This window comes from Gardnerella sp. KA00288 (assembly GCF_049244085.1).
GTDB lineage: Bacteria > Actinomycetota > Actinomycetes > Actinomycetales > Bifidobacteriaceae > Bifidobacterium > Bifidobacterium greenwoodii.
On the sequence record NZ_CP058373.1, the window covers coordinates 412346 to 426735 of the forward strand.

Below are 14390 nucleotides of genomic sequence, written 5' to 3' on the forward strand. Positions count from 1 at the left end.
GATATGACATTTTGAAGATTTAATGAATTGTGTGGATTTGCTTATTTATTACTTTTAAGCATATTAAGCAATTGTTTATTTCGTGAATGCATACTCTACAGGTGTATTGTATATAAGTTATAATTTATATGAGATTTGTGCGTAATATTTTACAAATTTGTATTGGTTGGATTAAGGAGAAGTAATGGCTGCTAGCAAGGATTTGCGTGGTGTATCAGTTAAAAAAGCGCTTCATAAGGCTGAGAAAGCTAATAAAAATCCTAATGCTAAAAAAGCTGTGAACGCCAAAAAGACTACGTCGCTAAAGGCTACGGCAGTAAAGCCTGCTCGTTTCAATCGCGGTGTTGCTGGCGTTGCTGTTGCTTCGACTTTAGCCATGATGCTTCCGTCCGCTGCCGCTTCTGCATTGCAAATCAACCAGCAAAATATTGTTGATAGTGCAAATGTTGTTAGTAAAGCCGGCAAGGGTAATTTGCGATCGCAAGAGCTTAACATGCTTCGTTGGGGTGTGGGAGCTAGAAGAGAAAGCAGGCAGACTAAGGCTTTTGTGGAAATTGCGCGGCGTGCGATTGAAGCGCAAAAGCAGCGTGAAAATGTTGAGAACGTTCAGAATACGCAGCCTGCAATTTCTTCTGAGGATTTTAATGGCGATAAGTCTGCTACGCCTACAAAGACGTCTGAAATTAAAAATACAACTTCCGACTCAAAGGCAAATGTTAATTCTTCAGAAAATACAGCAAGTGCTACTGAATCGGCTAATCCGCCAGCTGGTGCTCAGTCCTCTGAGACTGCGAAAGTTAAGCAGTCAGAAGTAAAGCCAGTTGATACTCCTGCAGTGAATCAACCTGTGCAGCCGACTACAAAGCCAGAATCAGCGCCAACTGCAAAACAAGATGAAAAGAATACGGCAGAAGTAAAGCCAGAATCTACTCCTACTGCGAAACAAGTTACAACGAAGCCGGCAGAAGCAAATAAGCCGGAAACAAATGCTGGTGGCGTTAAGCCTGCAGAGGTTAATTCAGCTGAAAATGCGCAGACTGCATCTGAGCAGCCAGAAAATGCGCATACAGTAAGTAATGTAAATACACCAAAAGTGCGTAAGCCTAGGTCTGCTGAGAATAACGGTGGTGATAATAGCGGGAGTAGTGTACCTACTACAACAACAAGCGCGCCTGCATCTCCTGCTGCATCTTCTGCAAATAATGCGCCTGCATTTACGACTGCGGCTCCTGCAAATAATGCACCTGCACCGTCTGGTACCCCTGCAGCTAATACAGTTACACCGTCTACTCCTGTAACTTCAACAAGTACAGCATCTAACGCTGGTGCTGGAACTGCAGCGAGCTCAAGTGTAGATACAACTGCACAAGGCAATACACAAGGGCAAGGTTCGCAAGGCTCTGTGCAAGGCTCTGCTCAAGGTTCGCAAACCAATGCACAAGGTTCGCAAAGCAGTGCAGAAGGTGCAACTACAGACGCCACAGGCGAAGATAAAAGCGCTACGCCTTCAGCTCCTGGCTCAACACCTTCAGAGCCTCGGTCTGCTTCTACGCCGAGCAATAATCCAACGTCTTCACCTGCTTCAACGTCTACACCTGCCGCTGGCACACCGACCACTGGCACTCCAAACGCTGGCACAACTAATACAGCAACTGATCCAAATAGCCAGGTAATTAAGCCGAATACAGATAATCCAGAGGCGAAAACCCAAGAGCAAGCCAACACACAGGTACAAACCGACAAAAAGCCGGAAGTCACGTACAATTTGCAAATTCGCTACACGATTGGCGGCGCTGCGAATAAGCAGCTTGTGCAGCCGTACGAGCTTACGATTGACGTTGAAAAGTTGAATAAGCTTGACGATGTTAATAGTTACGAATACATTGAGCTTCCAAAGTCTGCTGGATACCGCCCGTCCGTATATCATTCTGGTGATTACCAGTACTACGTTAAAAAAGGTGAGGGAGATAAAAGCAAGTTTGTTATTGACGACGGTACAGATGCTGATGCTGTTCGCTACTTGCGTTTAAGCAAGAAGCTGATTACTGATTACGCTGTGAAGAAAAGGCCGGCTGTTGGTGGCAACAACAGTGCTCAATCTTCGCAGAATCCATCGTCTACGCAGTCAGGTTCGGACGATGGCATTCAGTACTACGGCGAGCTGAACATAAACTACGCTCCTAAAACAGCTAAGTACTATGTGCGTCACTTGGTGCAGCAAATTGACAATAAGAACGAGTTTAAAGAAGCGCCTAATATTGGCAAGCCTATTGTTGTAGAACATAAAATTAAAGAAAAGAATGGCAAAGTTACAACAACTAAAGAAGTTATACACGTTACGGAGATTACGGGCACAGTTGGCTCGGATGTAACAGCTGTTTCAACGTATATTCCAGGCTACGAACCGGAACATAATCTTATTAGTTCGCCGCTTTCGGATTCTGAAGATGAAAAAGACAAGCTTGTTTTGAACCTTCGCTACTACCGTAAGGCCTATGAAGTTACTTACGATTCTGCTGGCGGCACGGATGTTACTGCTCAAAAAGTGTATTATGACCAGAAAGTGCCTCCAGTTCCAGAACCTACGTATCGTGGTCATACGTTCCTTGGATGGCAGGTAGTAAAACCTGGAGATAGTAGTTCTAGTGGTCCACTAATTAAAGGAACTAGTACTAACTACAAGATGCCGGATCACAATGTGCAATTCCGCGCAGCTTGGTCAGCTAACGCTGCCACTAGCTACCGTGTGAACGTGTGGGTGCAAAAGGCGGATTTGGTTGATAAAGAGCATCCGAATTCGCTTGCAAATTACGACTTTGTTGGTCTTGTTGAGCGCAAGAATGTGAAGACTGATAGCGACGTTGCGCTTGATAAGATGAATGACGCTGGCGTTGTTGATGATGCTAGTAAGCTTAATGGCGCAAGCGAAACTGATTATGTAAAGAACCCGGAGCTTGGCTTAACTAGAGAAGAGCTGCAGGGTACAAAAGCGAATAAATACAAAGACGGCTTAATTTCAAAGTTCAACTGGATGAACGATACGCATGTAACAAACTTAGACGGGTACAATACTGACGATCCTGACGATCCGAACAATTATACTGTAAATGCTAAGGGCGAAAGAGTTTATAAAGATAAATTCACGCGCTACTTCCATGTGAATAAGGAGCTTACTAAAGAACTTAACAGTGAGCAACATGATTTTGTGCCGGGTCGCCCAGATTTAGGCAAACGTAGTAAATCGCAGCTTTGCGCGGACGACTTAAACAACACTCTTAACTTAGTTTACGATCGCAAAGAGTACGAGCTTATTTTTGCTGCTCCTAAGAACAGTAATAATGGTATGGGCGGTAAGAATGCTGTTATACATAAAAAGAACAGCAAAGGTGAGACGATTAGCTACTGCTACGCTGGCGGCGGTGATTGTTCGAGCAAGTTAGACAACGAATCTACTTACACGTATGGTAATAGTTTTAATAAAGTAACTAGCAAAGTTGATCATGATGGTTACCGTGTAAAGGTTCGTTACGGGCAGAGTCTTACTGATGTTTGGCCTAATTCAGATGAAGTAGACTTTATGGATAATGGTAACATTTCTTCATTAGGTTTTTTGATTGGTGGAAATGTTAATGGAGATACTTATGGTACATATCGTGATACTCCTCCATTTCGTTTAACGAAAGAAGAATTTGTTGATCCAAAATTCCATTGGATGTATAAAGATGGCAAGGCTCCGCAGATTAGTGACAAACCTTCAGATGCTAGTGCGCAAAAGTATACTGTAAAAGATAATCAGCGCCTACTTATTCTTGATTCCTATGATAAAGGTGATGTTGGTGTTGTACAGGTAATCGTCAAAAAACAGAGTATTGCATCTGCAAAAAATAAAGATACTGGCGAAAATATTAAGTATGAGCTTTCTACTGACTCCTATAGTAAGGATGACACGCTTAGTAGTGATTATACCTTTACTCCGCCTTCTATTGCAGGATTTGAGTCAAAAATAACTGATATTACAAGTAAAAACATTAGTCGTAAAGATGGTGTTAAGGCTGATGAAGATCTCGATTTTGATGACTTCTATGGCAAAGTACATGAGCTTTATGAAGAAGTAACAGGTGAAGACGCTCCAGACGATGTTCCAGAAGAAGGAGGTGATGAAGATTTTCATGTCCCTGATTATTCTTATGACGAAAACGATGAATATGGAGGACTTGCTCTTAAAAAGTTAAATGATGAGATTGCTAGAAGACTTAAAACTGATCCAGCATATAAGAAATATTACGAGTTTAAAAAGAAGTATCATCTTGAGTTCCGTAAATACGTTGCTGGTTTTGAAAAAAAGCTTAATTTTGGTGATAAGAGTGGTTGTAGAGAATTTGATTCTGATAAAATAGCAACTCTCGAGTACAAGCGCCAGTCGTACGCTGTGCAGTTTTATAATGCGGACGGCAATGCTATAACAAAAGATAATGTCGCTGCTACAGAAGAACTGCCGTTCGAGTATAGCTTGACTAAGCGCGGCAACGCTAAATTGACGGGCGACGACGAAAAGCTATACTACGACGGAGGCAGCGTTAAGTCTTACGATGCTTCTGTAACTAAGGACGGTGGTAATAACACCGCAACTCAGTTCGACGGCAAGTATACTTTCACGCTTAATGGTACTAAGTACTCCATTGTTCGCCCTAGTAATTTGCCAAAAGACTACGTGTTTAAAGGCTGGGCTCTTGATCAGGCTGGCACTCAGTTTATAAATGGCGAAAACAAAGATATTACAATGCCAGTCAATGGCATTAAGCTTTACGCTGCGTGGGGTCTTCCAACTAATATTCAGCACACTGTAACGCTTGATTACAATATGAATCAAATCGGCAATGACGGTAAAGAGAAGCCTAATACTGACGTAAAGGAAACGAGGACAGTTAATCGTTATGATTCGCTCGACGAAAAGAAAATTAGTATTCCAACGCGCAAGGGCTACGACTTCTATGGCTGGGAGCTTGCTAAAAAGGGCGATCAGGTAGTAGCTGCTAATACTCCGTACGCTTTTGGCAACAAGATAGTAGAAGATATAACGCTTAAAGCAGTGTGGGTTGAGGATACTCGCTACAACGGTACTTTTAAGCACATATTCTTAAAGCCAGGCGTAACGTTTAAGCAGTATAATAATGCTAAAAATAATCATACAGAAGCTGATCTTGTAGATCATGTTTCCGAGCAAACAGTTTCCGGCTTGCGCGAGCATTTGCGCTACAATGCGGAAGCAGTCTACAGTGACGAAACGCACTTCCCAGATAAGCATTTCACAAGCTTTGAAGCCTCGAGCATTGAGAACCAGAATACTGGCGAGTTTATTTACCAAACGTACAATACGCGCAAGTATAAGGTTCGTTACGTAACTATTGGTAAGGACGGAAAAGAAAAGGATCTTCTTCCAGAAAGCGAAGTTAGCTCTGTAAATCGAAAGTACGACGTAGCGTTCTACAAGCCGATTGAAGGCTTTATGCCGGAAACTACGCAGCAGAATATTGAATACGCTACTGACGAAGATGGCAAGCAGATTGGCGAAAAAACAATCACCTTCAAATATAAAGACGTTCGCGTGCTTAAGCGCAAGTATATTGCTGAGAATCCTAATGCTGAGAATCCTAATGCTGAGAAGCCTCCGTATCGCCCGGATCACTACACGCGCTACGTGTTCAAAGTGGCTGATGGCCAAGGCTCTATGGGTAGCGTTGTTGACTGGCAAGGAAACAATGTAGCTGACGGCTCTGCTCTTGTGTACGACGCAATTAAGGGCACGAAGGCATACCAGATGCCGCTTCCAACATTTAAAGCAAAGCCTGGATTTGAGTTTGCTGGATGGACTTCGCAAATCGGTTCGTATGGTGCTGACCCTACGAAGCTTGAGTATGCTTCCGGCTTAACGCGTTTGCCGATTCGCTCCGAAGAGCAGAACAGCCCTGAAGTAATTTACACTGCTAACTTCAAGCTAAAAGCTCCTGTTGCCGCAGCTCCGCAAGTGCTTACGCCAACTGAACAGATTAGTACTACAAGTGGCGAGTCTGCTAAGAAGCTCATAACCAATGCTGGTGATTATCCAGCTGGTGCTACGTTCAGCTTTGCGCCTGGCGAAAAGTTTGACAGTACTCCGGGCTTGCACAAGATTAAAGTGCAAGTGAAGCTTGGCGGCGAAAAGCCAGCTGAAGCTGAAGTGCTGTACCGCGTTCTGCCAGATTTGGTGTATGCAAGCGATTGGGATAAGTTCAGCAAAAGCGATTACGGCAAGGATCATATTAGCGAGTATGCGCCTATCACCTTTACTGGCAAGAACGATGAAGGCACTATTATTGGTCACGATACGACTGGAACTACTCCTTCTACTGTCGGAACAACTACGCTTACTGCTTACGTTTATAAAGGTAAGGATGTTAGAATCCGCGTGCCGCAAGCTTTCGGTAAGGATCACAGCAGAGATAATTACCACTATGTGTTTAAGGGTTGGGCAACTAAGGTTGTAGAACCGACTACTGAGAATCCGAAGCCAAAACAGAAGTACGATATCGATTCTGAAGGTCGTTATAAAGATGTTAATGTTAAGGTTGACGATAATTCCGGCAAAACTTACCACGCTGTTTACAAGAAGATTGAATACTTCTCGAGTTCGTCCGACGGCGGTGAAGTTCCTAAGGATGCTGTAGTTGCAATCTTCAAGCCTGCGCCAGGACGAAAGTGGAATGATGACACAAGTGGTCCTAAAGTGTTCTACGTAAAGAAGGGTACTGATCTTGAAAAGATTACAAAAAACGGAAGTAAAGCATTAGACTGGCTTAATAGTCAGCTAACTGGTGCTACTGGTAAGTGGTCTAGAAGCAGTATGCGTAACGATGGTATTAAGGTTGACACCATTCCAAATGTTGCTGAGTCTGAAGGCAAGTGGATTGTCAATGAATCATTCCAAGAGTTCGTGGCAGATCAGGAGCCTTTAGCTACTCCAGATGCTAGAAATGATACTTTGCTTGCAATTCGTGGAGATAAAAGTACTCTTCCAGAGCCAAAAGATTACATTGCTAATTATGCTGTTTTTGACGGCGATAATAAGAATCCAAATGTTAAGAAAATTGATGTAAAGTATGCATCTACTGCTCCAACTATTGATAAAGCTGGCGTTTACACTGTTCCGTTAATAGTTAGTGTGACTTATAGTGACGCGGACACCGTTGACTATAAGACTGTTGGCAAGCTTAAAGTAATGCACGACTTGATTTACGGTGAAAATGTAAATGATCTTGGCACTAGTCCAACTGAAGATGATAAAAATGAGCATGACAAAATAGCTAGTGAGTATAAGAAGGTTAACTTCATTACGAATAATAGTTATGGAACTATGGCTAAAGGTTCTCGCACTTTGTTCTACGCACATACGAACAAGACTTCTGGTGTGCGTGCACCGCAGGCTATTGGCAAGGATTATGACGCTGATGGATACCATTACGAGTTCGTTGGTTGGAAGAAGCTTGCTAGCTTTACAAAAGATAACAGTAGTGCTGAGACTCTTACTACTGATAACGTTAAGTCAGACGAAATTTTGCAAAGCTCAAGCATATTGAAAAGTGCGTATGAAGCTGACACTACGTATCAAGCGGTTTATAAGCGCGTAGAGAACGTAATTGACGCTTCCCAGCAAGACGAGATTCCAGACGGTTACGTTGCGACCATATTCCTTCCAGGATTTGGCAGAACGTGGGCTGACGGTTCGTATAAGCCAAAGCTGCTGTATATTCGTCACGGAAAAGATAAAGAAGATAATATTAAGTTTGCTAAGAAGGTTGCAAGCGACACTGCTGCAACGCTTTCCGGTTTTACAAAGTGGCAAATGTATGATGCAAAGAGTCGTAAGTCAAACATACTCTTACATGACAATTGGGATATTAGCAAGCCGCACATCTTCGTTGCTGAGCAAAATGGCGTTGACGATGTGAAGATTCCAGAAACAGTTATTGGCGTTGGTGAGGGTATTCCAAACATTAATAAGCTCGTACATAACACTGACCCTAGAGTGAGTGTATCTGTAGATGATAGCTCTACGGTTGATCTTTCAAAGCCTGGAATTTCAACAATTATGGTGAATGTCACTAAGCCTATTGATGAAACTGATTCTGGCGGTAAACAAAAAACTGTTACAACTAAGTTGCCTGTGCGCGTGTACGTTTTGCCAAAAGTTATTGCAAATAACGATTTGCCAGCTGAAGGCACTGCTGCAGCTAAGTTCATAGAAAAGAACTACACGAAGGTGACGTACGTAGCCGGCAAGGGCGGAAGTTTGCAAAAATCGCCTCTTGAAAATGCTGGAGGCGAGCCAGTTTCAGTATATTGGGTGCGAAACGACGCTACTGATTTGCTTATGCAGGTTCCAGATGTGCTTGCAGATAATGGTTACGTGTTCAAGGATTGGACTGTTAATGAGATTGATGTTACAGACAATCATTATGCTACGGCAGAAGAGCGCGAAGCTTTGGCTCGTTTGGCTAAGATTGACGGAATGCACTATGTTGCAAAGCTGATTAGTGATTCGCATAACTCTACGCTTGCTGCTTTGCAAAATCTGCTGAACGAAGCGCGAAAGAGTCGCGCGGAGCAAGTCTACAATGCTAAGCGTGAAGAATTAGCTAGGATTGCAGAAAGTAAGGGTAATACTGATTTAGCTTCTGTAATTCGTAAGTCTAACGGTTCATTGCAAAATATTAAGAATATGCTTACAGAAAAAGGCATTGATGTTGATGAAATCGTTGAGAATGCTCGTGAAAAAGCTTTGCTTGTAAAACTTGCTAAAGAAGCTGGAAATGAAAAACTTGCCGGCGAAATTAGTAAGTCTAATGATTCCTTAACCGATTTGCGTAATAAGTTAAAGGATAATGGAATAGACTTAGCTGAATATGACAAGCTTACTTTTGATAAGAAGAAAGAAGCGTTAGCGCAGTTTGCGGATATTAACGGCTTACATTACGTAGCTAGTATTATTCGCGCTAGCCACAAATCTTCCTTGGAAGCTTTCAAGAGTCTTATAAAATCTGCTAAGGAAGATGTTAAGATTCCAGACTTTACGGTCAACGAAGAAGATTACGCTTCGGAAGAACAGCGCGAGCTTCTTATGCAAGTCGCAGAAGAAAAGGAAAGGCCTGATATTGCAGCTAAAATTAGGCTTTTGCGTAGCTCGACTTTGCAAGATTTGAAGAAGCTCTTTGACGATGCTGGTGTGGATTTGTATGCTATTCCTGCAGCTAAGCCAAAGAAAGAAATCACTATTACTGCAAATTTCGAGCTTATGAAGCCTATGATGTTTGAGTTTAGAAGTTCTGCGGTTTCGGGTATTCCTGCAACGTTTACGCTTACAAACTTAACGGAGAATTCGAGTGGGAATACGACTGTTAGTGTAGATGGTATTAATAGTCCTATTAATGCGTTGACTCCTAATAGTCTTCCCGGCTCTAATGGCCTTCTTCCTTCTTGCACAGGCGCTACTTGCAAGATTTCTGGTACGCCTAAGATTGTGGATGGCAAGCCTAAAGTGGAAGTTAAGTTTACAACTGTTGACCAGTATGGGCGTCGTGCGGAGATTGTTGTGTATATTGACGTAGTGGATTCGGCAAAGCCGTCTCCGGCGCCTGTACCAACTCCGCCAACTCCAGAGCCTGAGCCGCAGCCAGCTCCGCAGCCGCCAGTTGTTATTCCTTCTGCTCCTAGCGCTCCTGTTTTGCCTTTTGAGGTTTGTGAGTGTAACGACTCTGAGTCTTGCGCTGCACAAAAGCCGGAGACTAAAGAGCATTCTGAGCCTGCACCTGCTAAGCCTGCGCTCGCTAAAACTGGTAGTAATGTTGCGCAATCTGCAATAATTGCCAGCCTGTTAGCGTCTGTTGGTTTAGTTGGATTCGTTGGAAAGCATCATCGTAAGCGTGAAGATAAAGAATAACTAAATGCGTCGAGGGTGGTGACTAGAATAACGAAGGTTCCGGTTCACGCTTAGCTATTGGGGCTTTGCGACCCGGGTCGCCCGAATTCCATAGGAGACATTATGAAGCAGGGTATTCATCCCGATTATCACGCAGTGCAGGTTACCTGCTCTTGCGGAGACACTTTCGTAACTCGTTCCACCGCTGATGGCGATCACATGACGGTTGACGTGTGCTCAAAGTGTCACCCATTCTATACCGGCAAGCAGAAGATTCTCGACACCGGCGGCCGCGTGGCTCGCTTCGAGAAGCGCTACGGTAAGAAGACTAAGTAGCTTTTATGACGCCAGCCCTGCTTTCGTGTAACTCGCGGAATCGGGGCTGGCGTTTTATGTGCTAAATTAAATATTTTTAACTTAAGGAATATGATGGCTGAGTCAGTAGATGAACAATTCCCGGCAGCAGTTACCGCGTTAGAAGAATACCGCGATATTGAAAGTCGCATGGGAAGCCCGGAAGTTGCGTCAAACCCGGACGCTATTCGAAAACTCGGCCGCAGGCACGCAGAACTCGGTTCAATCGTAAACGCTTACCTCAACTACAAGCAGCTTTGCGACGACTTTGAAGCCGCAAACGAAATGGCAGGCGACGACCCAGATTTTGCTGAAGAAGCTAAGCGCTTAGAAGAGCAGCTTCCAGCAGCAAGAGAAAAGCTTCGCACGGCGCTAATTCCTAGGGATCCGGATGATGCGCGCGATATGATTATGGAAATTAAAGCTGGCACTGGCGGCGAAGAAGCGGCTCTGTTTGCTGGCGATTTATTGCGTATGTACATGCGTTACGCGGAAAAGCGCGGTTGGACTACCGTAATCCAAAGCGAAAATTCAACGGAACTTGGCGGCGTAAAAGACGTTCAGCTTGCTATTCGCGCAAAAGGCACGCCTGCTCCAGAAGATGGCGTGTGGGCCAGCATGAAGTACGAGGGTGGCGTTCACCGCGTGCAGCGAATCCCAGTTACGGAATCGCAGGGGCGTATTCAAACTTCTGCAGCCGGCGTAATCGTGTTCCCAGAAGCAGACGAAGATGACGACGAAATCGAAATCGATCCAAAAGACTTAAAAATCGACATTTTCATGAGCTCCGGCCCTGGCGGACAGTCTGTGAACACCACGTATTCCGCGGTTCGCATGACGCATATTCCAACCGGCATTGTTGTTAGCATGCAGGATGAAAAGTCACAGATTCAAAACCGTGCGGCAGCCCTTCGCGTGCTAAAATCTCGTTTGCTTGCCATGAAGCACGAGCAGGAGGCAGCAGAAGCGGCGGATATGCGACACTCGCAGGTGCGTTCGTTGGACCGTTCCGAGCGAATCCGCACGTACAACTTCCCAGAAAATCGTATTGTGGATCATCGCACAAACTACAAAGCTTACAATCTTGACCAGGTTCTTGACGGCGACTTGCAGCCTGTTATCGACAGTGATATTCAGGCGGATGAAGCAGACCGCTTAGCGCAAGCCAAGTAAGTAGCCAAGTAAGTCAAGTAAAATTACTGAAATAACCAAACAATTCTTAAAATGCAAGAACTTTTGCGAGTTTTGCGCGATGCTGTTAAAAAGCTTGAGTCTGCAGGCGTGGAGTCTGCGGAATACGACGCGCGTTTGCTGCTGTCTAAAGCTTGCGGCGTGAGCTTAGCTGAGCTGAACAAGGCGCTAATACTTGGCGATTTAACCGATTTTTCGCCAGATTATGCTAACAAATATAGCGATTTTGTAACTAGGCGTGCTTCTCGCGAGCCGTTGCAGCATATTGTTGGCCGCGCGCCTTTTCGCTACTTAGATTTGCAAGTTGGCAAAGGCGTTTTTGTGCCGCGGCCAGAAACAGAAGTTGTTGTTGAAGCTGGTTTGGATTGGCTTAGAGAATCTGGTATTAGCAAGCCTACGGTAGTCGATTTATGCGCAGGTTCTGGAGCAATAGGATTGTCTGTTGCAACTGAAGTTGCAGACGCGCAAGTATGGGCTGTAGAAAAATCTCCTGAAGCCTTCCAATATTTGCGAAAAAATTTTGAAGAAACTGCAAAGAATTACGAAAATATGCAGATTTCCAGTCGATACCATGCTGTTCTTGCAGACGCGACCAAAGTGCATATTTCGGATTGTACGCCGGAACTTCACGCAATTTGCGGCAAAGTAGATTTAGTAATCACGAATCCGCCTTACGTGCCAGAAAGTCAAGTTCCGGAACAGATTGAAGTGCGAGAATATGATCCTCCGCTTGCGCTGTATGGCGGCTCTGCGGACGGATTAGCTATTCCTGAGCAGATTATGCGCGCGGCTTTTGCGCTGCTTCGCTGCGGGGGAGCGATGGTGATGGAGCACGATATTTCGCAAGGAGATGCGCTTGCAGATTATGCAAAAAACATAGGATTTATCAGCGCAAAAGTCAAAAACGACTTAACAAACAGAGCAAGATTTGTAGTATGTAAGAAAGAGGCTAAAAATGAGTAAAATTTGCAATATCAACGAAGAATCCCTGCAAATGGCAGCGCAAATCATTAACGAAGGCGGCGTAATCGTAGTGCCAACTGACACCGTGTACGGCGTTGCTTGCAATCCGTTCAATGAAGCCGCGGTTGCCAAAATTTATGAGCTTAAGCGCAGGCCGCGCACGAAGGCACTGCAAATTTTAATGAGCAGAGTGGAAGATTTAGAAAAACTTGGTCTATATTTGCCTTCTCCACTGGATATTTTAGGAAAAAAGTTCCTTCCGGGCGGATATTCTCCGATTGCGCGCGCTAAGAAAGGCTCGGTTGCTTCAAATCTTGCAACGCTGTGCAAAACGAATGAAACTGATGCGCAAACTCAATCAACTGAAGCAACTCAAGGCGTGCGCGTGCCGGATTGCCCGGAATTAATGCAAATTTTGCGAGTTACCGGCCCTTTGGCTGCTTCTAGTGCGAATCGCAGTGGTAACGAAAGTGCAGACAGTGTGGAAGAGGCGTTTGCGGCTTTCGGTAACGAAATTCCGCTGTATTTGAACGCAGGTCCAACTCGCTCACATGTGGCAAGCACAGTAGTTGGCGCGGATTCAAACGACGAAGACGGTATTGCGATTTTGCGAGAAGGTGTGATTTCGGAGCGCGAAATTCGTGAGGCTTTGCGAAAGTAGCGAAAATTGCGAAAGTAACAAAAATTGCGAAAGTAGCGAAAGTATTTACTAATTTTGCTATACTGCCGAATCGTTACAATCAAATAAGAAAGCGTGAAAGCACGCGCGAAAAAGATGTGCGCGAGTATCAAAATAGCAGAAAGACATAGCCGATGAGGGTTTACCTATTTATTGCAGCAATTGCAGGCGGAGCAACGTGGCTGATTACGCCGCTTGTGCGCCATCTTGCGATCCGCATGGGAGCTGTCGGCAAAGTTCGCGCGCGCGACGTGCACACGATTCCGACTCCTCGCATGGGCGGGGTGGGTATGCTTTTTGGTTTCGCAGTCGCCATGGCATTCGCAAGCTCCATGCCGTTTATTTCCGGGCTTTTTGCTGGAACTCACCAGCCGTGGGTGGTGCTCGCCGGAGCGGTCATGATATGCCTGCTTGGGGTATGTGACGACATTTGGGATTTAGACTGGATGCTTAAACTTGCTGGTCAGCTGCTTATAGCCGTGTTTGTTGCGTGGGGAGGGTTGCAAATCGTAACTTTGCCGCTTGGCTCCCTCATAACGGCATCTCCAAGCGTATCAATCGCAATAACTGCCATACTTATTGTGGCCTCAATTAACGCAGTAAATTTTGTAGACGGATTAGACGGCTTGGCTTCCGGAATCGTCGCAATCGGCGGAATTGCCTTCGCAACATACTCATACATTCTTGCGCGCACGTCGCCATCCTACGCTTCAATGGCAACACTTATTGACGTTGCAATGGTGGGAATGTGCGTCGGCTTCATTTTGCACAACTGGCATCCTGCGAAACTTTTTATGGGCGATTCCGGCTCCATGCTAATCGGCTACTTAATTACTTGCGCGTCAATTATTATGACCGGACATTTGGATCCTTCTGCCGTTCACACGAGTATTTATTTGCCTGTATTTATGCCGATTTTGCTGCCTATTTTGGTGCTGTTCCTGCCGGTTCTCGACATGTGTTTGGCGATTACGCGGCGTGTTGCTAAAGGTCAGTCGCCAATGCATCCGGATCGAATGCACTTGCATCACCGCATGCTGCGCATCGGGCATTCTGTACAAGGTGCTGTGCTGATTTTGTGGGGATGGGCAGCGCTGATTGCGTTTGGCTCTATTATGATTCTGTTCTTTAAAGCTGTGTATGTGCTTGTTGGAATGATTATTGCTGCTGCGCTGCTTACGGTGCTAACAATGCTTCCGTACTTGCGTCGCCGCCTGCCCGAGCTTCGCAATTCGTAGCGTTTTGTGGTGC

Annotated in this window: 6 protein-coding genes; all 6 read left to right on the top strand. The window is 44.9% G+C overall.

All coding sequences use genetic code 11. From position 1 onward, the window contains the following. Positions 1-184 precede the first annotated feature (184 nt). The 6 genes from HXT52_RS01540 to HXT52_RS01565 all read left to right on the top strand — a co-directional run bounded on the left by HXT52_RS01540 (position 185) and on the right by HXT52_RS01565 (position 14377). Positions 185-9973: an InlB B-repeat-containing protein gene (locus HXT52_RS01540; RefSeq protein WP_421776038.1), complete on the top strand. Its 9789-nt coding sequence runs from the start codon at positions 185-187 to the stop codon at positions 9971-9973. Positions 9974-10075: 102 nt separating this feature from the next. Beyond that, positions 10076-10288, top strand: a complete 213-nt coding sequence (gene rpmE, locus HXT52_RS01545) for a 50S ribosomal protein L31 (RefSeq protein WP_004113085.1) — start codon at positions 10076-10078, stop codon at positions 10286-10288. 93 nt (positions 10289-10381) lie between these two features. Continuing rightward, complete coding sequence (gene prfA, locus HXT52_RS01550) at positions 10382-11479, top strand: peptide chain release factor 1 (RefSeq protein ID WP_421776039.1); 1098 nt, start codon at positions 10382-10384, stop codon at positions 11477-11479. 51 nt (positions 11480-11530) lie between these two features. Next, positions 11531-12460, top strand: coding sequence for a peptide chain release factor N(5)-glutamine methyltransferase (gene prmC, locus HXT52_RS01555; RefSeq protein ID WP_421776040.1), 930 nt, complete (start codon positions 11531-11533; stop codon positions 12458-12460). Continuing rightward, on the top strand, positions 12453-13121 hold the full coding sequence (locus tag HXT52_RS01560) for an L-threonylcarbamoyladenylate synthase (protein WP_421776041.1): 669 nt from the start codon (positions 12453-12455) through the stop codon (positions 13119-13121). Before prmC ends, HXT52_RS01560 begins: the two co-directional genes overlap by 8 nt. 152 nt (positions 13122-13273) lie before the next feature. Then, positions 13274-14377: an MraY family glycosyltransferase gene (locus tag HXT52_RS01565; protein ID WP_375169348.1), complete on the top strand. Its 1104-nt coding sequence runs from the start codon at positions 13274-13276 to the stop codon at positions 14375-14377. Positions 14378-14390: the final 13 nt, after the last annotated feature.